This is a genomic window from Ruminococcus sp. HUN007 (genome assembly GCF_000712055.1).
GTDB lineage: Bacteria > Bacillota > Clostridia > Oscillospirales > Ruminococcaceae > HUN007.
In genome coordinates, this window is sequence record NZ_JOOA01000001.1 from 457,254 (window position 1) to 480,786 (window position 23,533).

At 42.0% G+C, this 23,533-nt stretch carries 15 protein-coding genes; 8 read left to right on the forward strand and 7 right to left on the reverse strand.

The window, feature by feature from the left end; translation table 11 throughout:
• Positions 1-276 precede the first annotated feature (276 nt).
• Positions 277-1,248 (forward strand): GTP-binding protein, encoded by a 972-nt coding sequence (locus CC97_RS01995; RefSeq protein WP_044973498.1) that lies wholly within the window; start codon positions 277-279, stop codon positions 1,246-1,248.
• Between the two features lie 137 nt (positions 1,249-1,385).
• Here CC97_RS01995 and CC97_RS02000 read toward each other — a convergent pair whose 3' ends face one another.
• The 3 genes from CC97_RS02000 to CC97_RS02010 all read right to left on the reverse strand — a co-directional run bounded on the left by CC97_RS02000 (position 1,386) and on the right by CC97_RS02010 (position 5,496).
• On the reverse strand, positions 1,386-3,116 hold the full coding sequence (locus CC97_RS02000) for an alpha-amylase family glycosyl hydrolase (protein WP_044973499.1): 1,731 nt from the start codon (positions 3,114-3,116) through the stop codon (positions 1,386-1,388).
• Positions 3,117-3,247: 131 nt separating this feature from the next.
• Positions 3,248-3,751, reverse strand: a complete 504-nt coding sequence (locus CC97_RS02005; protein ID WP_044973500.1) for an NUDIX hydrolase — start codon at positions 3,749-3,751, stop codon at positions 3,248-3,250.
• A 50-nt stretch (positions 3,752-3,801) separates the two neighbouring features.
• The gene (locus CC97_RS02010; protein WP_044973501.1) at positions 3,802-5,496 is read right to left on the reverse strand and encodes a GGDEF domain-containing phosphodiesterase; all 1,695 of its coding nucleotides are present in this window, start codon (positions 5,494-5,496) and stop codon (positions 3,802-3,804) included.
• A 368-nt stretch (positions 5,497-5,864) separates the two neighbouring features.
• On the opposite strand from CC97_RS02010, the gene CC97_RS02015 reads away from it, so the two are divergent.
• The 7 genes from CC97_RS02015 to yicI all read left to right on the forward strand — a co-directional run bounded on the left by CC97_RS02015 (position 5,865) and on the right by yicI (position 15,767).
• Positions 5,865-6,923 carry an iron-containing alcohol dehydrogenase family protein gene (locus CC97_RS02015; RefSeq protein WP_044973502.1) on the forward strand — a complete coding sequence of 353 codons (1,059 nt, stop codon included), beginning with the start codon at positions 5,865-5,867 and terminating at the stop codon, positions 6,921-6,923.
• Positions 6,924-7,121: 198 nt separating this feature from the next.
• The gene (argS, locus tag CC97_RS02020) at positions 7,122-8,873 is read left to right on the forward strand and encodes an arginine--tRNA ligase (RefSeq protein WP_044973503.1); all 1,752 of its coding nucleotides are present in this window, start codon (positions 7,122-7,124) and stop codon (positions 8,871-8,873) included.
• 24 nt (positions 8,874-8,897) lie between these two features.
• Complete coding sequence (locus tag CC97_RS02025; RefSeq protein ID WP_044973504.1) at positions 8,898-10,484, forward strand: dynamin family protein; 1,587 nt, start codon at positions 8,898-8,900, stop codon at positions 10,482-10,484.
• Between the two features lie 15 nt (positions 10,485-10,499).
• Positions 10,500-11,687, forward strand: coding sequence for a right-handed parallel beta-helix repeat-containing protein (locus CC97_RS02030; protein WP_044973505.1), 1,188 nt, complete (start codon positions 10,500-10,502; stop codon positions 11,685-11,687).
• A gap of 100 nt (positions 11,688-11,787) precedes the next feature.
• Positions 11,788-13,383: a peptide chain release factor 3 gene (locus CC97_RS02035; RefSeq protein ID WP_242848097.1), complete on the forward strand. Its 1,596-nt coding sequence runs from the start codon at positions 11,788-11,790 to the stop codon at positions 13,381-13,383.
• Positions 13,384-13,456: 73 nt separating this feature from the next.
• Complete coding sequence (locus CC97_RS20435; protein WP_049962621.1) at positions 13,457-13,705, forward strand: hypothetical protein; 249 nt, start codon at positions 13,457-13,459, stop codon at positions 13,703-13,705.
• On the forward strand, positions 13,683-15,767 hold the full coding sequence (gene yicI / locus CC97_RS02040) for an alpha-xylosidase (protein ID WP_049962622.1): 2,085 nt from the start codon (positions 13,683-13,685) through the stop codon (positions 15,765-15,767). The genes CC97_RS20435 and yicI overlap by 23 nt, the downstream gene beginning before the upstream one ends.
• Before the next feature lie 113 nt (positions 15,768-15,880).
• Here the strand turns inward: yicI and CC97_RS02045 are convergent, their stop codons facing one another.
• From CC97_RS02045 to CC97_RS02060, 4 genes are read right to left on the reverse strand one after another with little or no spacing between them, the layout of a single operon-like run.
• Positions 15,881-20,260: a hypothetical protein gene (locus CC97_RS02045; protein ID WP_044973506.1), complete on the reverse strand. Its 4,380-nt coding sequence runs from the start codon at positions 20,258-20,260 to the stop codon at positions 15,881-15,883.
• Positions 20,244-20,951, reverse strand: coding sequence for a DUF6063 family protein (locus tag CC97_RS02050; RefSeq protein WP_044973507.1), 708 nt, complete (start codon positions 20,949-20,951; stop codon positions 20,244-20,246). Before CC97_RS02050 ends, CC97_RS02045 begins: the two co-directional genes overlap by 17 nt.
• On the reverse strand, positions 20,948-22,495 hold the full coding sequence (locus CC97_RS02055; protein ID WP_044973508.1) for a hypothetical protein: 1,548 nt from the start codon (positions 22,493-22,495) through the stop codon (positions 20,948-20,950). The genes CC97_RS02050 and CC97_RS02055 overlap by 4 nt, the downstream gene beginning before the upstream one ends.
• A gap of 4 nt (positions 22,496-22,499) precedes the next feature.
• Positions 22,500-23,525, reverse strand: coding sequence for a Wadjet anti-phage system protein JetD domain-containing protein (locus CC97_RS02060; RefSeq protein ID WP_044973509.1), 1,026 nt, complete (start codon positions 23,523-23,525; stop codon positions 22,500-22,502).
• Positions 23,526-23,533: the final 8 nt, after the last annotated feature.

Sequence of the window (23,533 nt, forward strand, 5' to 3'; positions counted from 1 at the left end):
GTGTATAAAAAAAGTGATGCTCGCCTATATAAAAAATTATAGACCGTTACAAATAATTTGTCAATCAGAATTTGTACGTTTAATAAAAAAGAACATATTCTGTCCTATATTAAATATAACAACAATTCAGAAGAGAAATTACAGTTTTAATTATTACAATTCGGTTACAGTTTCTGATAAATCCGGATAAAAGCCGTAATGCTGTGATATACTTTGTTATGGAACGCATGGTTTTTCAGCGCTCAATGACATATACAGAAAGGCGATGACAGGAAAATGACTAAAGTAGACCTTATTACAGGAATGCTTGGTTCCGGAAAGACTACATTTATTCGTAAATACGCAGAATATCATCTTGGCAAAGGGAGCCGCATTGCTATTCTACTGAATGACTACGGTGCCGTGAACATCGACATGGTCATGCTGAAGGATCTTGAATGCGACCGCTGTGAGGTATCAATGGTCGTAGGCGGAGCTGATGCTGACTGCCATAAAAGAAGATTCAAGACACAGCTTATCAACCTCGGAATGCAGCATTTCGACCGCGTGATAATCGAACCGTCCGGACTTTTCGATATGGATGAATACTTCGATACTCTGTACGAATCCCCGCTTGACAGATGGTATGAAAAAGGAAGCATAATAACAATAGCTGATCCGTTTTCCGACGACGATCTTTCCGATGAAATAAAATTCATAATGGGATCAGAAAGCTCGTGCTGCGGCAGTCTTATCGTCAGCAAGCTTAAGGGAGATGAACCGTCGTCAGTAACTAAGAATCTTACTGCGCGCCTTAATTCATCCCTTGAATTTATCGGATGCAGACGACGTTTTTCCGTAAGCGACATGATTGCCAGGCCATGGGATAAGCTTACAGATGAAGATTTTCAGAAAATATCATCTTCCGGTTACAGGAACGAAAGTTACACCAAACTCTATAACCGTGACACACTGAGTACCCGTGTACACTATTTTATGCACGTACACATTCCGGAAGATCACATAACCGGTCTTGTAAAGGATATATTCACCGATCCTTCCTGCGGAAAAATATACAGGATAAAAGGCTCGCTGCAGTCCGGAAACGGCAGCTGGCTCCGCCTGAACGCAACACCTGCCACGATGTCATTAACACCAGCAGATGACGGCCAGGCAGTGCTGATCGTTATCGGTGATGAACTTGATCTTTCTTCAATAAACGATCATATTCGTCCGCTTAACACTGATCCGGAATATGTTTCGATATAATAATTTTTGCATAACTGTAAAAATGCAGCTAAGGAAACGCTGATTTATTCATAAATCAGCATTTTTCTATATATTGCACAGAAAGACCACTCCTGTTTAAAGAGTGGTCTTTTTCGTTTACTATAAATTTCTGAAAATTATCTGAAACTCTTCACCCAGTTAAGAAGTGAATTCGGATAAACATTTTCAGCTACTTCTTTTCTCATTCTGTCAGTAACAGGGCCGTTCTTTGCAAGCTTTTCGAGAATGCATGCCTGAAGTTCCTCTACGGACATTTCTTCGTACGGCTTGTTAAGATCGAGCTTCTTTTCAGAAGGTTTTGTCTTCGAAGCTTTCTTTTCTGCTGTCGGTTTTGCTTCTTCCGGCTTCTTTTCAGGTGAAACAGCCTTTGCAGGTTCTTCCTTCGGCTTAACATTTTCTGTCTTTGCCGGTTCTGGCGTGGCTTCTGTTTTAACTGGTTCTTCGCACTTTACCTTAACAGGTTCGGCTGCTTTTATTTCTACCGGAACGGCCTTTGCGTCAGCATCTGACGGTACCCAGATATCGCCGGAGCATCCGAGCATGCTTATTGTAAGATTTCCGCCGTTAGCCTTTAGCTTTGTTCCGGAAAGCATGCCGACATATTCGCCGTGCGATGCCGGTACTGTAACTGAAGCACAGTTATCATCATTGTTTACCGCAACTATTACCTGTACACCGTTATAGTTTCTCGCAAACGCATACTGTCTGTTGGTAAGTCTGAGTTCACGGTAATCGCCGTAGGAAAGTGCCGGAGTTGACTGTCTTATCTTTCCGAGAGCCGAAATAAGCTCCGTGCACGGATTCTTTGTGTATGAATCAGCAAAATCCTTTAAATCAAGTTCCGGTCTGAGTGAATCGTCCGAAAACTTTTCCTTTTTGCCTTCAATTCCGAATTCCGATCCGTAGTAAACGGAAGGCACGCCCGGAAGAGTATACAGAAGAATGTGTACCGGAGCGAAGAATGTCTTGTTGTTAAGCTTTGTTATTATTCTTTCAACGTCGTGATTGTCAACAAAGTTGTATAACTTAAGGCCGTCAGGCTTACAGCCGCCCATTTCGTAGAGACGCTTAACCGTATGGGCTATCTCGAAATAGTTGTGGTCGTTGTGTCCTGAATACAGTGCTTTGTGAAGTGCGTAGTTTGTAACGGAATGAAGAGTCTCGCCGTTTACCCAGCGGCTGTAGTCGCCGTGGATAACTTCACCCATGAGCCAGAATTCAGGTTTTACTTCATTGGCCGTGCGCCTTAATTCCTTCATGAAATCAAAATCAAGTACGTCAGCAGCATCAAGTCTGATACCGTCAACGTCAAACTCGCTTACCCAGAAACGGATAACGTCACAGATATAATCCTTGACTTCCGGATTTCTCTGGTTGAGCTTTACGAGAAGGTTGTATCCTCCCCAGTTGTCATATGAAAAGCCGTCATTATACTCATTGTTTCCGCTGAAGTTCACATTGCAGTACCAGTTTCGGTACTGTGAAGCCTCACGCTTTTCCTTAATGTCCTTAAACGCGAAGAAGTCACGTCCGGTGTGATTGAATACACCGTCAAAGATAACTCTGATACCTGCCTTGTGACACTCTGCAACAAAGTTTTTAAGATCTTCGTTAGTTCCAAGTCTGCTGTCAAGTTTTTTGTAGTCAGTCGTTTCATAACCGTGTCCGACTGATTCGAAGAGCGGTCCGATATAAACAGCATTAAACCCTGTTTTTTTCAGATGATCTATCCACGGGATAAGCTTATTAAGCCTGTGTTCAGGTTCTCCGTAGCTGTTCTGCTTTGGAGCTCCTGTAAGTCCGAGCGGATAAATGTGATAAAATACTGCTTCATCATACCATGCCATGTCTATTCCCCCTATAACAAATTTTTATAAGAAAACACTGATGCCGTGTCCGATAAGCAGTGCGGATTTTAATGAGATATTCTCCCGTTCCCGCACTGACCGGAAGGCAGTCAGCGTTTTTTTTGGTGTGATTAAACTTCAAATACTCTCTTTATGCTGTCGTAGTGAAGGAAAATACCTTCATCGGCAAGAGCTTTGATCTCTTCAGGTGATGCGATCCTGTATCCGAGTGTCTCAGCTTCCTGAAGCTTAAGATCACTCTCGTCAAAATCCATTTCATAACGATAGATGTCCACGAAATAATTATCGCCTTCGCCCGGATTTTCGCGCTTGTAGGTGAAAACATATCCGCCTTTTGCACCTTCTACATCAAGTCCGGTCTCTTCTTTTATTTCGCGCTTTACCGCTTCTTCTGATTCTTCACCGGCCTGTGCTGCACCGCCGGATACTTCCCACCAGCCCGGTGCCCATGCCTTGGTCATTACACGCTGGGTTATAAGAAATTTTCCGTCAGGACGCATAATTACGCCAAGAACTGTAAGATGGTACTCACCGTCTTTTAATATCCAGTCGTTTCTTTTCATTTTACGTCCTGTCTTCTTTTTATCTGAATCGTAAATGTCCCAGTATTCCATTGTTAAAGTGTACCTCCGATACGAATATAAAAATATAATGAAAACGCTGATCAGATCAGCATTGTATTTTCTCTGAGATAATCCTCAAAATTCTCTTCGGATAAAGGACGGGAATATAGATATCCCTGTATAGCATCTACGCCGAGCCTGCAGAGCATGTCTGACTGTTCCTTTTTCTCAACACCCTCCGAAACAGTCTTGTAGCCCAGTTCCCTTGCAAGATCGATACAGGCTGCAAGCACTTTGGTCCTTTTTTCATTGCCGAACTGTTTCATAAATGACATATCCAGCTTTACAACATCTATCGGCAGTGAACTGAGAATATTGAGTGACGAATAGCCGGTTCCGAAATCATCAAGTTCGATCTCGTAGCCTAAGCTGCGGAACTTTTCGAGTTTTTCAATAAGGTTTTCAAGATCGCTGCTCATCAGGGTTTCAGTTATCTCAATGTGGAGATACTGCGGAGAAACATCGTTTTCCTCGGCGATCCTCTGATATTTCTCAACAAGATCGCTCAGAGCAAATGTCAGCTTGGATGCATTTACCGAAACCGGAACCACCTTTAATCCTTTATCCATCCAGTTTCTGATGTTTTCACAGGTCCTTTTCCAGACATATGAATCTATTTCGGCAACAAACCCGTTCATTTCAAAAAGAGGGATAAAATCAGAAGGAGACATGAATCCGAATTCAGAATTCTCCCATCTTACAAGAGCCTCAGCTCCGATAAGTTTTCCGGTCGCAGCATCATGCTTCGGCTGATAATACACCTTGAAATCTTCATTCTGAAGAGCTGAATACATAGAATCTTCGATTTTGCGGCGCACACTGAGCTTCTGCTCCATTTCAGCATCATAGAAAGCCATGTCAACACTGTAGTCATGCTTGATATTATTAAGTGCAATGTGCGCTTTGTCACAGCAGGAGATAACATCAACGTCATGAGGAATGTTTTCATAGACACCGAATTTTGAAATGATGTTCGGCAGCCCGTTCCGGTTCATTGCATAATACCAGTTTTTTGCACTTTCTTCGGAAAGCGTGAATTTCATGATATTTTCATGATCGCCTATCATGACCATCTGATCTCCGCCGTAGCGTCCGATGACAAGCCTGTCATTGGCAAAAGGCGCAAGAAACGAGCCAACCCACGCAAGAATCCTGTCAGCAGTCTGAATTCCGTAAACCTCATTTATTTTCTTGAAATCAACAATGTCAGAAATGACAACGTCGAACTGTTTGTCCGGATTGAACTTTACCAGTTCAGTCGCATGACGCAGGAAAGCCGCTCTGGTAAGAAGTCCTGTGAGAGGATCAACATCAGCAGTCAGCATAATATCGATATCCCTGGTGGCAAGCACAATGTAGCGCAGACCGTTGTCATCGTTTATACGGTCATAAACGAGCTGATTGTAGTTCTTGTGATTATCTATGACCCTTCCGTAACCGATAAGAAACGCTTCCCCGTCCGCTGTCCTGCTGATAACGCTGCTTAAAGATGACTGTTCAAGCAGTCTTTTGCGGTAACGCTCACCGATGTAGTTTTCAGCATACCACTGACGGACTTTATCGTAATCGGAAAGTTCACGGATATTTTCGATCATATCAGCAAACTCATCATAGAGTTTACCTTCCAGCGGCCAGTACAGTTGTATCGTATTGTCATTTATATCTATAAGCCAGACGCTCTGATATTCTTTTAAAAAAACATCAAGAACTTTTCCGCTGATTTCTTTTCCAATCATGGCCCCATATCCTTTCCCCGAACTTAAGGAAACGCTGATTTATTCATAAATCAGCGTGGGGGTTCGGGGCGAAGCCCCGTAAATCCCACCTCCGGAAATCCGGCGAAGCCGGATTTCCGATTTAATCAGTGTTTCCTTAATAAAAACTCTTAAATATATTATATCAGTTAATTAACTATGATGTCAATAATAAATTATATAAAATCTGTCATAATTCATAAAATGCTATTGATAATTTACCGCTCATGACGTATAATAGACACATGAAAAACTTAAGGAAACACTGATCCGTTTGCAGACGGCACATTCTGCGGGACCGGACTGATCCCGGCACGGTCAGTGTTTTCACAAAACGGGGGTTAAAAATTATGAATCAGCAGACAAAATTCGATCTTCCGGTCTGTCTTACAGTCGAGGAAGATGCTCTTTACCATTCAGACGAGATCATAAAGACCTATATTCCTGAAATATCTGGTCAGAAAACGCTTATCGTTTCCGAACAGTTTCTGATCGACATCTACAGGGAAAAGGTAGAAGATCTGAGCACCGATTTCGGTGATGCGGAAATATATGCAATGGGAAGCGCAAGCTTTGACGAAGCTGTGGCTATCGCGAAAAAAATATGCATAGAAGATATAAAAGTGATAATCGGCTTCGGCGGCGGCAGAGTCCTGGACACCGCAAAATATGCCGCACATGTGAGCAAGGCTGCATATATCTGTATTCCTTCCTCACTGAGCAATGACTCACTCGCCTCTCCTTTTGCCGTGCTTGAAACGGAAGGAAAGGCAAGAAAAACTCTTGAATGCAAAATTCCGGCTGCTATCATAGTTGATCCCTGCATGATAAAAGCAGCACCTGTAAGCCAGACTCTTTCAGGTATAGGCGACACAATAGCCAAGCATACTGCCCTTTATGACTGGAAACTTGCTGCGAAGAAAACTGGCTCAAGAGTCGATGACTTCGCCTACGCCCTCAGCAGAATGAGCTACGACTCCGTTTACCACTGTGATGAAAAAGACTTGAACAGCCGCGTTTTCATAAGGATCCTTTCCAGAGCACTGGTAATGGGCGGCCTCGCTATGGAAATAGCTGGCTCTTCAAGGCCGTGCAGCGGAAGCGAACATCTGTTTGCCCATGCAATTGAGGAATATTATCCTGAAGTTAAGATCTCACACGGTCTGGCTGTAGCACTCGGATCCATAGGTGCATGTATTTTCCAGGGTCAGTCCGAAAAGGGCATAATGGATTTCTTTAAAATATACAGTCTTGATCCAAACCCTGCTTCCTACGGTATCACAAAGGATATGTTCGCAGATATGTGGGAAAAGGCACGTACAGTACGTACAGGCAGGATCACCGTACTTGACGATGTACACCCTGACAGAGCTAAACTCGACAGCATTTACGACATAATGCAGGGATAAACCTGTTTTTACAGCCGCGGCGCACGCGGCTGTATTTTTTCGCCGGCAGAAAAATAAACGGTATGTCGTGATTGACCAATAAAACATGAATGTCCGTACTGAAAAATATCAGTTTGTCAGTGTTGCACTCAGAGCGGAAATATGGTAGAATAGAATAGATATTGTTTAAAAAATTTCGGTTTAAGGTGGAATATAAAAATGAAGACAATTACCCAGATATTAACTGAAAAAGTTTCCGACGCCTTTGAAAAATGCGGTTACGACCGTGCACTCGGTGCAGTATTCGTTTCAGACCGTATGGACCTCTGTCAGTTCCAGTGCAACGGCTCCTTCGCTGCTGCCAAGCAGTATAAAAAGGCTCCGTTCATCATCGCTGAAGAGATAAAGAACGTTCTGAGTGATGACCCGGACTTTGAAAAGGTCGAAGTTGCAAAGCCTGGATTTATCAACATGACAATGACTGACGAATATCTTGTAAAGCTCCTCGCTGAAACTGCTGATGACGCTCACATCGGTATTCCTCAGGTCGGATGCGGTGACACAATTGTTATGGACTACGGCGGACCTAACGTTGCAAAGCCGCTCCACATCGGCCATCTCCGCTCCGCTATAATCGGTGAATCACTCAAACGTCTTGCACGCGAATGCGGATACAATGTTGTTTCCGACGTACATCTCGGTGACTGGGGTCTTCAGATCGGTCTTGTTATAGCTGAACTTGAAGAAAGAAATCCTGAATGGGACTGCTTTAAGGAAGATTTCAAGGACGGAAAAGTTCCTGAACTTACTGCCGACATGCTCAACGAGATCTATCCTTTCGCAAGCAAAAAGAGCAAGGAAAACGAAGAATTCAAGGCAAAGGCACATAAATTCACTGCAGACCTCCAGAACGGCAGACCGGGATACATTGCCGTATGGAAGGAAATTTTAAGAGTTTCAATAAACGATCTTAAGGGCAACTACGAAAAGCTCGGCGTTGACTTCGACTACTGGTACGGTGAAAGCGACGCAGACAAGTACATCGATGAACTCGTTTCAATTCTTACTGACAAGGGTCTTCTTTACAAAAGCGAAGGCGCTATGGTCGTTGACGTTGCCGAAGAATCAGACAAGGCTCCTATGCCTCCTGTTATCATCAAAAAGTCTGACAATTCAAGCATTTACGCTACTACTGACCTTGCAACCATTATCCAGAGAAACAGGGACTTCGCTCCGAAAAAGATCTGGTACGTTGTTGACAAGCGTCAGGATCTCCACTTCACACAGGTATTCCGCTGTGCAAGGAAGGCAGAGCTCGTACCTGCAGACACTGAACTTGAACTTTTAGGATTCGGTACAATGAACGGAAGCGACGGCAAGCCGTACAAGACCCGTGACGGCGGTGTAATGAAGCTTTCCGACCTTATCGAAACAGTTACAAACGCTGCCGCGGAAAAGCTCCGCACATCAGAATTCGTTTCTGCTGAAGACCACAGTGAGATTGCTAAGCGTGTAGGTATTGCAGCTGTAAAGTTCGGTGATCTTATCAACCACAGATCAAAGGACTACATCTTCGATATTGACAAGTTCCTTTCATTTGAAGGAAAGACCGGCACTTACCTTCTCTACACTGTTTCAAGAATAAACTCAATTTTAAAGAAGACAAACACTGAAAATTCCGATGCCAAGCCGGCTAAACTCTACACAGACGCTGAACGTGAGCTTATTCTCGCCATCCTTCTCACAGGCGATGTATTCCGCCACGCAATAGATGAAAAGGCACCTAACTACGTTTGCGAAAACGCTTATAAACTTGCAGTCATCTTCTCGAAGTTCTATCACGACAATCATATTCTCGGTGAAACTGATGAAGCAAAGAAGAAAGACTGGCTTGCACTCATTTCATTTACAAGAAAGCTTATTTTAAAGCATCTTGAAATTCTTGCGATCGAACCAGTAGAGAATATGTAATCAATCTGTCAGGAGGTGCTCTGAATGGATCAGAAAGCTGAAAAACAGCTTGCATTTCTTAAAGAGATAACCAGATGCTCAGGAAGTGAAGATGTTTTTGAAAAAAACATCGCACCGGTACGAAATGTTCTGAAAAAATATCTTCCGGACATTTATCCTGCTCACGCTGAACTGTGCGCCAGACTTGAATCAGCTTACGAAAGGCTCAGGGATTACGCAGCGTACAGACAGCTTGTCAAGAAAAACATCATTTCACTGTGCGGCAAAACCGCGTCGGGCAAATCATCGTTCTTCAATTCACTCTACGGCGGCGGTATTCTGCCGGTAGACACGGACATTAACTGTGCCGTTCCCGCCTACGTTATATGCGGCAGCTCACAGTATGCCTGCGGTATAAACCGCTTCGGACACTTCATCACAATGGAGCCGGAAGAACTCATGTCAGCGTTTTCAGGCTCTGAAAATGACGACATGCCGCTCGGACACCTTTTTTCCAGTATTCTCACCTACGCTTCCGCACCTGAACTGAGACACATCGCGTTCATGGAGACTCCGGGATATACAAGGTCATACGGGGAAATGCTTTCAACAGATGAACTCAAAACCATCCAGCGAATAAATTTTTCTGACTACATACTCTGGTTTGCGGACATAAATATAAATACACTGGGAATCAGCGACAATGACATAAGAATGCTGAAGAGAACGGATCAGCATATTCCAAAGCTCATCATAATAAACAAAGCTGATGCATTTAACCAGAAAGACATTCCTGAAATAGTGGAAAAGACCCGGAGAATACTGAATGCTCGCGGTGTAAATCACATCGACGTACTGACCTATTCAAAAAATCATCCTGAAAAATTTGATAAATATAAAATACTTGCTTATCTTGACAGATGGGACAAGAGTCCTTCGGTGATCAGTTTTTCCCAGGAATTCGATAAAATTTTCGATTCTCACCAGCCTACTCAGAAAATCGACGAGTTCCGTTCGAGCCTGCTTCCGGAAATACAGACCGCCAGCGAAAACATTTTCTCGGTCCAGAATGCATTCGGTTCATCCGGAAAACAGACTGCCGAGGAATTTGTTCCTGTGGAATCAGTACAGCAGAAGCCTTTAAACAGACTCAAGAATATTGATTTTACAAAAATAAAGCTCACTGACCTGCCTGTTCCTAACCCGGAAAAGCTTTTCAGAAACTACAACGACAGAAACATAACAGACATGTCGGCTTATGAACGCTATATCAACTCTGTTTCGATCATTCTCAGCGAGACCATGAAAGACATCGAGCCTGTATTTTCAGCATCGTCAAAGAACATGAAATACAGAAAAGAAGTATCTGCTGTTATAAGCAGAATATTCGGTGTACAGGAAGAACCAGCGGAAACCGCAAAAAGCCGCAGCGATTCAGGATCTGAACGTGAGGCTTCAGAGGAAAAACGCAGAGGAAAACGTTCAAGACTCGGATCAAGACGGGAACGTGAAGAGGAAATACCTGCACAGACAGAAACAGAAAACACTGAAGCGCCGGAAACAGCAGCTCCTGCCGTTCCTTCAAGACGCGAACGTTCATCATCTCTTCCTTCACGAAGAAGATTACGATAAAGAAAGGAAGCCGTCATGGATTCAAATAAAGTTTACGAGCTTTTCAACAAGACCATACTTCAGGGTTCCGCCATCAAGGAACATCCGCTTGAAAAAGCTGATGAACGTCTGAAAAGCGTTTATTACGATCTGCTCTACATTACTGCTCAGTATGAAAATACTGATACCGACAACCAGATCCAGTTTATAAAAAGAATAATGGACAGCACAAACGCTGTTACGGTAATTTCTGACCATATAAGAAGTGCCGGTGAACTCACACCGGAAAAAACAGCAGACTTCATACGCAACTGCAAGAACATGCATCTTGAGATAATCTTCTTCATGGACTGTCTGCTTATTGCATGCTCAACCGGAAACCTGAAAAAGAAACAGGTGGATTATCTTTCCGAGGTTGCTGCATCACTTGAAATAAAACGTTCCGACGTTGAACTTCTCTGCGGTTATGCAGTTTCCATCCTTGAACAGGACACAGAAAAATACGAGAAGACCAACAAGCTTGATACATCGGAGCTTTACAGACACATTCTGTGCTATACCAAGAAATATGTATGCGGCGCTATCGCCAATACGGAAAAATGCATGCATCTTTACTCCATGGGACATGAAACCATTGATCCGAAGAGAATAATAGTCTTAAGTTCATCTGCAAACTACAACAGCTGCGAAATAACAAGGGAAACCATTATTTTCGAAAATATCAGGATCGACCTTTCAAACATGACCCAGATACACGACTTTCACATCGGATTCAGCTGTGCAAAGAACGTCATTTTCCGCAGCTGCGATTTCATAAACGGCGGAAGTCTTAGATTTCACGGATGCCAGAATATCAGCGTAGATGACTGCACATTCACTGACTATGTAAATGACGCAGTTTTTGACTTAAACCAGGACAGTACACTTACAGTGACCCGTTCAGAGTTTAAAAACTGCGGTTATGAAACAAGCTTCCAGAATACAACGGGAGGCATAATACGTTCCGCAAATCTCAACCGTGTTGTTTTCAGAGAATGCAGCTTTGAAAACTGCTTTGCACAGGGCAGCTTCAAAGGCGGCATAATATGCTTCAACAACGCTGCCGAAGCATATGACTGTACATTCAGCGGCTGCAACAAGGGTACTTACCTCTTCTTCACTGACAACGGAACTTTCAGAGGTGACAGAAACAAACTCGTTGACAGCGTGGAACTTAAAAGCTGATACACTTCTGTTAAGATCAGCAGCGCCGGAACAATTCCGTATCTGCAGCTGAATCAGTGTTTCAGCATAACCATAAATATAAAACATCGGAGGAATTAATTTGAATCCAGCAATAAAAAAAGAGATTGAACGCCGAAGGACCTTTGCTATCATTTCACATCCTGACGCAGGTAAAACCACACTTACTGAAAAGTTTCTTCTGTACGGAGGAGCAATCAATCAGGCTGGTACTGTAAAGGGAAAAAAGTCTGACCGTCATGCAGTTTCAGACTGGATGGAGATTGAAAAGCAGAGAGGTATTTCTGTAACGTCTTCCGTTATGCAGTTCAACTACGAAGGATTCTGCATCAATATTCTCGACACACCGGGACATCAGGATTTCTCGGAAGATACATACCGTACACTTATGGCTGCTGACTCAGCAGTAATGGTCATCGACGCAGCTAAGGGTGTCGAAGCTCAGACAAGAAAACTTTTCAAGGTCTGCGTAATGAGAGGGATCCCGATATTCACATTCATCAACAAAATGGACCGTGAATCAAGAAATCCTTTTGACCTTCTTGAAGAGATCGAAAACGAACTCGGTATCAAAACTTATCCTGTAAACTGGCCTATCGGTTCCGGAAAGAGTTTCAAGGGTGTTTACGACCGTGACAAAAGAGCGATCATCTCATTTACCGCAAACGGCGGTCATCAGGAAGTTGAAGCAACTGAAGTTGATCTTAACGATGAGCACCTTTCAGAGATAATCGGAGAGGAAAACTACAGAACTATTGTTGACGACATCGAGCTTCTTGACGGCGCAAGCGAGGAATTCGACCTTGATGCTGTTCAGAACGGTAAGCTCTCCCCTGTTTTCTTCGGTTCCGCTCTTACAAATTTCGGTGTTGAACCGTTCCTTGAAAACTTCCTTCAGATGACTCCTTCACCTCTTGCCCGTGAATCTGACCAGGGTGTTATCGATCCTTTTGAAGAGGATTTTTCAGCTTTCGTATTCAAGATCCAGGCTAACATGAACAAGGCTCACCGCGACAGAATTGCTTTCATGAGAATATGTTCAGGTAAGTTTGAGCGTGAAAATGAAGTTTACCACGTACAGGGCAGCAAAAAAATGAAGCTTTCACAGCCTCAGCAGCTCATGGCATCCGAACGTGAGATCATTTCGGAAGCTTACGCCGGAGATATCATCGGTGTATTTGATCCGGGTATCTTCTCCATCGGCGACACTATCACAATGCCGGGAAAGAAGTTTAAGTACTTCGGAATTCCTACCTTCGCTCCTGAACATTTTGCCAAGGTATCATGTACGGACACATTAAAGAGAAAGCAGTTCTTAAAGGGTATCAACCAGATCGTTCAGGAAGGTGCTATTCAGATATTCACAGAACCATACACTGGTTACGAGGAAGTTATCGTCGGCGTTGTCGGCATGCTCCAGTTTGAAGTTCTTGAATACAGACTCAAGAATGAGTACGGCGTTGACATAAGACGTGAAACTCTCTCCTACGAATACATCAGATGGATCGACAATGCTCTCGACTTCGATGTCAAGACACTTTCTCTTACCAGCGATACAAAGATCGTTCAGGACTTCCACGACAACTATCTGCTTCTTTTCACAAGCGAATGGAATATCAGATGGGCGCTTGAAAAGAACGACGTTCTTAAACTTTCAGAATTCGGTAAAGCTCAGTAATAAACATAAGCAGATTTCAGGATACATATTTTCTTTATGTATCCTGTTATTATTATGAAGAGGATGTGTATGTATGAAATTTTCAGACGGCTTCTGGCTCAACAAAAAGAATTACGATGTTAAATACGCCTGTCACAATTACCGGACTGTATGTGACGAAAAATCAGTCAGATGCACGGCTGCACCGTATATTGTCTATAACCGCGGCATGACTCTCGGCGGACCGAACCTGGAAGTCACCGTATCATCGGTAATGGAGAATGTTATAAAAGTCAGCATCGTTCATTTCAGGGGATCATATGACAGTACACCAGGTTTTTGAACTTTTCTGTGATGATGAGTTTAAGCCTGAGATAAATGATACTGAAGAATATACGGAACTCGTTTCCGATGAAACGAAAGCAGTTATAAAAAAAGGTCCTGTATGGGACATAAGTTTTGAGTTTCACGGTAATAAACTTACGCATAACGGAACTAAATCGACCTCATACATTACTGAAGATGAACACAGCACGCAACTTCGCGTCACCTCATACCGTAACAGCAGGCCGTGGGACAGTGCATATACAGGATCTGCATTTATTCGTGAACAGCTTTCGCTGGATGTCGGAGAAAACATTTACGGATTCGGAGAAAAATTCACACCTTTTGTAAAGAACGGCCAGACCGTCGAGATCTGGAACTCAGACGGCGGTACAAGTTCTGACCAGTCTTACAAAAGTGTTCCGTTCTGCATTTCATCAAAGGGATACGGTATTTTCGTAAACTCCGCAGACAAAGTCTCTTTTGAAGTCGGATCAGACACCGTTTCAAAACTGTCGTTCACTGTTCCCGGAGAGAAGCTTGAATACTTCATCATCGGCGGAGAAACTCCACGTGATGTTATCAGCACTTATACGGCCCTTACAGGACGCCCTGCCCTTCCGCCTGCAGAAACATTCGGATTGTGGCTTACTACTTCATTCACTACAGACTACAGTGAAGAAACAGCGCTTTCATTCATCGATAAAATGAAACAATACGACATTCCTCTTGAAGTATTCCACTTTGACTGCTTCTGGATGAGAGAATACGAATGGACGAATTTTGAATGGAATACCGACTGCTTCCCTGATCCGGAAGGAATGCTTAAAAAAATCAAGGATCACGGGCTTTCAGTCTGCGTCTGGATAAATCCTTATATCGCACAGGAATCAGTATTGTTTGATGAAGGCATGAAAAAAGGATTCTTTTTAAAGAATCCTGACGGTTCAGTTTTTCAGACAGATATGTGGCAGCCGGGAATGGCTATAGTCGATTTCACAAACTATGAAGCATGTGAATGGTTTAAAGCCAAGATCAGATCACTGTGCAAAACCGGTGTGGATTTTATAAAAACCGATTTTGGCGAAAGAATTCCGGTGAACGTTAAATACTCAGACGGATCTGATCCTGAAAAAATGCACAACCTCTATTCCCTGCTTTATAACCGCGCTGTTTTCGAAGCACTTGAAGAGTGTCACGGAAGAAACAAAGCGTGTCTTTTCGCACGAAGTGCCACTGCAGGCGGTCAGAGATTTCCAGTTCACTGGGGCGGCGACTGCACCGCAGAATACGTTTCAATGGCCGAAACACTCCGCGGCGGTCTTTCACTATGTTTAAGCGGATTCGGATTTTTCAGTCACGACATAAGCGGATTTGAAGACACAGCCACTCCCGACCTTTACAAGCGCTGGTGTGCTTTCGGACTTCTTTCCACCCACAGCAGGCTTCACGGCAATTCTTCCTACCGTGTACCGTGGCTCTTTGACGATGAATCTGTCGATGTTCTGCGTTTCTTTACAAAACTCAAAGGCAGACTTATGCCTTATCTTTACTCCGAAGCAGTTCATACACACGAGACCGGAATCCCGATGATGCGAGCAATGTTCCTAATGTATCCCGATGATCCGGTATGCCTCACGCTTGACAGGCAGTACATGCTCGGCAATTCTTTGCTCTGCGCTCCGGTATTCCGTGATAACGGTGTTGTACAGTTCTACCTGCCGGAAGGAAACTGGACCGACATAATAACAGGCCAGACCGAAACCGGCGGAAAATTCATAACACGTACCTGTTCCTATATGGAAATGCCTGTTTACGCAAAGGAAAACTCACTTATCGCATATGGTGATTTCAAAAATAGTTTTGCATACGATTATTCCGCTAACGCTGAAATAGTCTGGTATTCCCCTGTCGATGATGTTCCGGCACATGCAAGGATCTGTGATACTGAAGGCAGAACCGTTATCGAAATTACTGTCGTAAAGCATGGTGAAAATATAAAGATAAACTGTTTAAATCCTTCGGCGAAGTCATTAACATTATCTATTCACGGCACTGATACTGTAATAATGATAGACTGAAGAACAATAAAAAACAGCATAACCAGCAAGCTTTTTTCGCCGGCAGGTTATGCTGTTTTTGTTATATTTCATTCTTTCGCAGTCTAGTCTGTGAAACAGCTGCAGAATATGTTTTAAAACAGACTAAGCTGTCCGTTTGTTATCTTGTAAAATCCATGCTCTATAACATCATTTCCTTCATGTGTCATTATCTCCTGATCTGACAAGCTCTGTTTCTTTATCACAAGTTTTATAACACATTCAAAACAGTTAATAACATCACTCTTGTTGATATCGCTGAAGCAGATAAGCTGAACGTTATAGCGCTTTGCAATCTCAAATACCGGTTTAAGAAGATGTTCAGATGTGATCTTTCCGAATGGATTGTCAAGAATGAGAACACCGCTTGCATTTTTATCAGCAAACCCGGTCACTGATCTGGTATAATTCATAAGTGTAAGGACAAGCGAGAAGAATACAACAAATTTCTCACCGCCGGAATTCTGAACAAGAGTATCTTCCCATCTCTTGTAAACTGAACGGCTGCTGTTCTGTTCGACCTTATAAACTTTAACAGCGATAGTATCCTGACAGATATATTTGTGAAGCAGCTTTTCACTGCCGACAACAGCTCTGGCTTTTTTACGGATAACTCTGTCCTCTGCACCATCTCTTATAAGATCCTTAAGTTCATTCGAACCGTATTCTATCTCTGTGCTTATCGAAAGCTTTGACTGTTCCTCTGAGATAGCCTTTTCCTCCGGAAGATCAAACTTGAACATCTGGATCTGAGGTTTTTCCTTTATTATCTGTACCCGCGAACTTGCAGCTATCTTGCAGAGATCTGTGTACATTCTCTTGCCCTGTATCATGCACTGATTTAAGATATCGTTGAAATCATTCTCAATTTCACGAAGATCTGTTTCTATTCTCTTGTTTTCCTTTTCAAGAGATTCGATCATAGTACTGATACTCTCGCTCACTGTAAACAGTCTGTCTCCCTTTAATGAAGTATCAAACAGCATTGCTCTGACAGAAGTCAGTTTTTCAGTTATTTCATGCATTACAATGCCATCATAATTCCGAATGATATCACTGAGACTCCTGTCAAGTTCATCTTTCTTTTCATTGTATTTATCTTTACTTTTTTCCACTGCCCTTCTTATAGCACCAAACTGGTTTTCAGGGTCATCAGAAAGAATAACTTCATTTACAGTTTCAACGCATTCATAACTATCCAGCATATATCCGGCAAGATTATACACTTTCTCCATAAGACGTGCTGTTTTTTCAAGTTCATTGTTTTTTAGTTTAAGCATCTTTACTGAATCAGAGGCAGTTTTTCTTCTTCCGGCAAAATCATCACCTATCTCATTTTCAGGAAGAGGCTTGTTTTCAAAAGCTGCAAGTGCATCAAGAGCAAATTGCAGATTCTGATCAGCACGCGAGTACTTATTGCTGCATTTACCGAACTCTTCACGACAATTCTTCGCCCGTGCCTCACATTCCTCTCTTTCACGTTTGTACTTTGAGAAAAGCTCAGTAGAATATATCAGATCCTCATATTCAAAAGCTTCACAGTCAAATGCTTTAAGCTGTTCTTCTGCTTCAGTTTTTCTCTTTATTTCTTCTTCAAGCCTGCTTTTCAGAGAGGCTATATCATCATTCATACTTGTAAGAAGTGTCTGGTACTGACCCCAGAGTGAATCCAAATCACCGTCAGTGATATCTGCTTCCTTTGCATTCTTTACTTTTTCAAGTATATCCTGAACACGTCTGAATTCTGTCTTTATTGCTGTAATTTCACTGTCAAGTACTGAAATAAGCTTATTATGTTCTTCAAGATCATCGCAGGCCTTATTATACTTATCCTCCGAAGACTTAAGATCAGCACGTGATTCTCCGAGTTTTGCATTCAGATCTGCTTCATCATCAAGCATTCGGCGAAGTTCTGCAAACAGAGTAAACCATGTTTCGAGCCCTGAAAGATTTTTGACTGCTTTATCAATATCACTTTTGATCTTCCTGTTCTCCTCTTCCAGCTCCTTATTCTCTTTTTCAAGTCCGGAAAGCTTTTCAGCATATTCTTTTTCTTTCTGCATGAGTTCAGAAATAAGTTTATCCTGATCTTCTCTCCATTCCGGAGCAAAATCAAATTTATCAGCCAGTTCTGCTTCTGACTTAAGTTCCGGAAGACGGTTTTCATAAAGGCTTATCCTGCTTTCAGTCTCCTTTATTTCGTCACTGATCCTACTGCAGTAACCTTCTCTGTCTGCAAAATAACTCCTGTCGCATAATGCAAGATACGCTTTGTTTTCAAGATCTCCGCTCAGTATCTGATTCATCTGATCCATGGTGAAAAGAGGTACAGATGCAGGCAGCCATTCAGTATTCCCGGCAGATAATAGTTTATTAAGCTCCTTATCATTGTCAAACAGAAGCGAATAAGCAAGTTCAGGATATCTGTCAAGTATAGCATCCGCAGATTCATCTGACAGTGCTCCGCTTTCCGTAAGACTGCAGAGATATCCTTCACCTGTACTGCAGCTCACGCCTGTTGAAACAACATATTTCATTATATCAGGCAGTATATGAACACACCCGTTTTCAGAAGCTTCGAGTCTTCCCTCAAGAGTATGCTTTTCCTGAGTCAGCTTCGAGATCATAACTCTTGTTTCTTCAGTTTCTTTTACTACAACGCTTTTCAGAGTATCTGAGAAAACTGCATCACTCATAAGACTGTGCTTTTCGCAAACCTTAAGAAGCTTGGCATAAAGATCGTCATAGAAAGCAGTTTCTTTTCCGGCTTTCTCTATTTCAGCTGTCGTTTTACCTGAATCAAGCATTATATCTGCCTTTTCTACCGGAATTGCACGCATTCTTTCATCAACCGCAGTGACACGTTTTTTCATTGTATCTATCCGGTTTTCAAGACCACTCTTTTCCTTTTCTTTCGTTGTTTTTTCAGCGTTTATCTCTTCTTCAGAATAGGAACCGTCAAATCCTCTCATAATATTGATTTCCAGATTTGCAAGGCGGGAATCCGTATTCTTTTTTGATGTTTCAAGCTGCGAATTTAAGGAATTATATCTGTCCTTGGCAGCATCACGAATCTCTTCAGCCTGTTTCTTATATTTTCTGCATTTCTCAAGAGTTTCATTTTCTTCATCATATTCTTCTTTTCTATCGGCAAGCCTCTTATCAAGCTCTGAAGTCTTTTCTTCAGCCAGAACAAACACTGAGTATTTCAGACTGGCTATACGCTGAGCCTCATCAGAATCATTTTCCTTTGCTTCGATCTGTCCTCTTAAGGCAGTACTCCTGCTGTCAGCGTCATTTCTCTGTCTTTTCAGATTTGCACACTGAAGAAGTTCCTCTTCATGTTTTTTATTTCCAAGTTCACTTTCAGTTTTATCCAGGAGTTCCTTTGCATGTTCCAGTTCAGTTTTAATTATTTCAGCATTCTCTGCGGCAATATAGTATGCCTTTGATTTTTCTTCGTGATCTATATGAACTATCTGTTCTTCATGCTTTGATATTTCGTCATCTGTTTTTGACTTTTCATCTCCGATTGAGATACGTTTATCATTAACTGCATTTCTGAATCCGAATGCATCCTTTACCGAGGATGTCAGTTTGTCATTGATATTAAACAGTTCCCCGCTCATCTCGCTGACACCGGAAAGATCCGCAAGCAGTTTCCTGTTGTTATCACGTTCTTTTATTGCGCTTTCCTTAACAGTGATCTTCTTTGCATAATTGAGGAGCATAGTTTCAAGTGAATCGTCCGTCTTTGATGTGGCAGCACTCTTAAGTTTCTGTTCAATTGCAGGAATAAAGAACTTGGATATGAGTCTGTCAGATGTCTTTGCTTCATCAAAATACTGACTGAGTCCGCCTTCGTCTTTATTCAGAACTTCTATAACATTTTCCCACTCAGAGCGCAGTATGCCATATTCTGCAAGAACCGAACTCCATCTTACACTGTCATCCGAAGAATAATACTCCAGCATTCCTCGGCTTGATTTTGCCTTCTCACGAACATAGTCAAATGAGGCGGGAACATATTTGCCTCTGTCACTGAAGGAAAGATCAAGCGAAGCAATACTGTAAGGAGATCCACCCTCATAAACAGTTTTGAATGTATAGTACTTTATACTATTTCCGCGCTGATTTTCATCATTTGAATTACTGGTGCTTGCAGCTATCGAGATACCGGTAAGCAGTTTTTCACGGCTTCCGTCAGTATTCCATTCTATCACTATATACGAATGATCACCCGGACGTGAAAAATATTCTTCAATACGTCTTCCGCCGGCCATCGCTTTCGGATGGACGGGCTGCATCAGAAGCTGAACCAGAACTGTCTTGCCACCGCCGTTGCTGAGATTGAAAAGCGAGTTGAGCGCCTCACCATCCTCCGGTGAAGAAAGATCATACAGTTCGTCAGGTATGAATCTGCTGCCGTCATTGTAACTGAAATTTACTATTCTTATTTTAGTTATCTGCGGCATGCCGATCCTCCTCTATCCAGTTGTTTATTGCACGCACTCTGTCCTTACGAAGTACGTAAGGCATAAGATCCTTCGTTTTTCTTGTTGGCTTGATGATTCCGCCTTCCTCTTCATAGAAAAGCTCATCTGCTCTGAATTTCAGCATGATCTTGTTTACAACACCATACCGGTCTTCGATCCTTCTGCTTGTTTCATCGCCTTCTTTTTTACTCAGCCAGTCTTCAGCAAGCATAAGAAAGTTTTCGCTGAAATCTTCTTTCTTGTCATCACCATCAATACCCTTCTTGGTAACATCCTCACAGTGTTCTGTAAATTCCTTTATAAGTTCTTCCTTCGTAATAAAATCACGTACCTGTGCATCTGTACCTTCTCCCCTGAAAAAAAGAAAAAGAACATATACGGCAAAATAATTAAGAAGATACAGATCTCGTGCACGCACTTCACTGGTTGCCTTGATATCAGAACGGTAATCAACGTTATTCTTCATAAAAAGGTCATTTTCCTCAGTAGGCACCAGATAAAGACGATCCTGAGCCTGAAGTATCTCAAATCCGAGTTCATCACCCATCTGCTCAAGTTCTTCTCTTGCTTCCGGATCTTCAGCACAGTTCCAGACTGCACTGCTGTCTTTTCTGTCTATCCAGCCTTTTTTCATCAGTTCATGATAAAGTCTGATCGAATTACTGTTCATCGTTCCACCTCGACATGGTAATTTGTCATTTCTATTTTCACGCTGTTCTCTCCGTCAGTAACGGTAAAGTCAAATGTTTCATATGACGTTGAGAATACTATTTTTTTCATTCTCAGATATTCTTTCGGCATATTGCTCAGTATCCAGAGAAGATCAAGTTCTCCGAGCGGTTCTGACACCAGGATATCATCTTCAGAACGGAGCAGTTCAAGGTCTATAAACTTCTTCTGGTAAATGGTCATAAGTGTATTCGGAAGAAGGCCTTCAAGACTCCATTTAAAAAGATCATCCATAGATAAGGAACGTATAAAATCTTTTATATAAAAATCATCGTGTTTTAAAAGAAATGCAAAGAAAGAATTACATATAGCATCGAAAATTTCATTTCGTTCCCTGCTGCGTTTCAAAACCTCATCATCGTCTTCTTCAAGTGATACGCCTTCCTCCTCCGGTTCATCACCTATGATCCCGTACGACGAATAGAAGTTTTCTATACTGAACTTCTTCTCCAGTTCCGGACTGCACAGCGGCCACATTAATGTCATAGCTGCATCACCAAGACCGTCGCCCATCCTGCGAAGCTTTACCATTATATCCTGTTCAAAATTCATACGTTCAAAACTCTTTATAGCAAAACTGTCCCTGAGGATCTGTTTATAGGATTCCGAAACTGAATGTTTGGCGTTTATAAGTGACCGCTGTTCAAGAATTGTAATATCAAGATTTTTGTTTATCTCAATAAGTGCCTGCAGGTTCTTTCTTGACTCCTCAGTATCCGCACCGCTTTCAAGAGCTTTCCTTATCGTTTCCGACTCTCTTTTTGCAGTATTCTGTATATCTTCAAGCTCCTTCTGTTCATCGACCATGAGATTTCTGAACTGACCGACAATACGCTCGTATTCGTCTACTGTAATCTTCATAATGTTTTCACGACAGCGCCGGATAAAATCATCCATACTCTGACTCATATTTCTGAGTCTTGAAACAAGTTCCTTGCTCTGAGAAAGCGCCTCGGAATAGTTTTTACGCTTCATGTATTCCTGCATTTTGAAACGTGTAACTGAATAATCAAGTTCTGATTCTATTTCTTTTGAACGATACAGAAAATCAAAGACCTCATCCGTCAGTCTGTAAGAACCTTTTTCTTCATTCACAAGGCGGACCGGCATTTTGCGAAAGCTTTCCGAATCTGAAAAGAAGGTATTGTATTCAATCATCTTACCATTATTCTGAAGAACATTAACTACTATAAAATAGGCGAGCTTATTTGAATCTATTTCGTATTCTTCAGGAATTATCTGAATAATGCTGTCGAGAAAATTTTCAATATCCTTAAGCGTACACTGAAGTACATCGCTGAGCGTACGTTCCTTTATATAAAGAAGAACTGCAACTACCAGATTATTGACGATATCATAATCTCCCTTAAACATCTTCTTTATTTCGTCCGGATAACTTGTTACTGTTATGCTGCGGACTATGTCTATAAATTTCATTCTGTTCTGAAAGCCTGAAAGCATTTCCTTTAAATCAGAACGAAGCATCTGATCACTCCTGACTTAGCTTTGTAAACGGGATGATTTCCTGTGGTATAAGTTTATTATGCTTTAAAACATCATTTAAAAATTCTCTTTCATCCGGTGTGAATTCTGTAAACAGATCATCAAAAAGCATTCCGTCCTTTTTATCAGACGGACTGTCTTCCGGCACGGTACCTCTGGAAAGTCCGATCATTTTTCTGTAGCCGGGAATAAAGAGAGATATATCCGCTGAAGGATTAACTTCACATGTCCTGCGAAATATATCAAACCCTTCCCTGTCTATATCTCCCCAGTATAAAAATTTCACATCCGGATCACCCATGAATCTGACATACTGAAGAAGAGCACCGTTACTCTGCGAAACCTTGTTACCGCAGCCGTATACAACTCCGTCAATTTCAGTCCCGAACAGTCTGTTCCAGCGGTATTCAAACATAAGACGCCGAATACCGAACCAAATATCCTTGTTTTCACACACAAGCAGTGTCATATGCTCTTTTCGTTCAGGAATATAGTCATGGAAACAGTACTCCGGCGTATCGTAGAATTTAAGATCTTCCGCTGTTATTTTTAATTTCACTAACAGTGATTTCACAGAACTGTCATCAAGATATTTTTCATGTCCGAAAATCTGAAATGAACGTTCTTTACGTGATATAAATTCGTTATCACGGATGAAAAAGAAAAATCTGTTTAGTCCTTCAATAATTTCTGAATATTTCTCATATACCGAAAGATTTGAAGATAAATAACCGCTTTTAAGCAGAACAGGATGAAGTCTTTTTACTTTCATTACGGTTTCCGGAGCAGATTCTTCCTTTATAAGAATACGATATTTTTTATAATATGGAAAAGAATGATTTCCGTTTTTGCCTGATGCTTTAACCGGTTCAATTATTTTTTCATTCACAAGCTCATGCGCTTTTTCTGACAATGTCCTTATATCAGCAGTACTCACCTTCAGAAAGTCCGCAAGTTCTTCGACTGTGATCGTCTTTTTTCCGCAGCCTGACAGTCTGTTTCTGATATTCATTAATATAT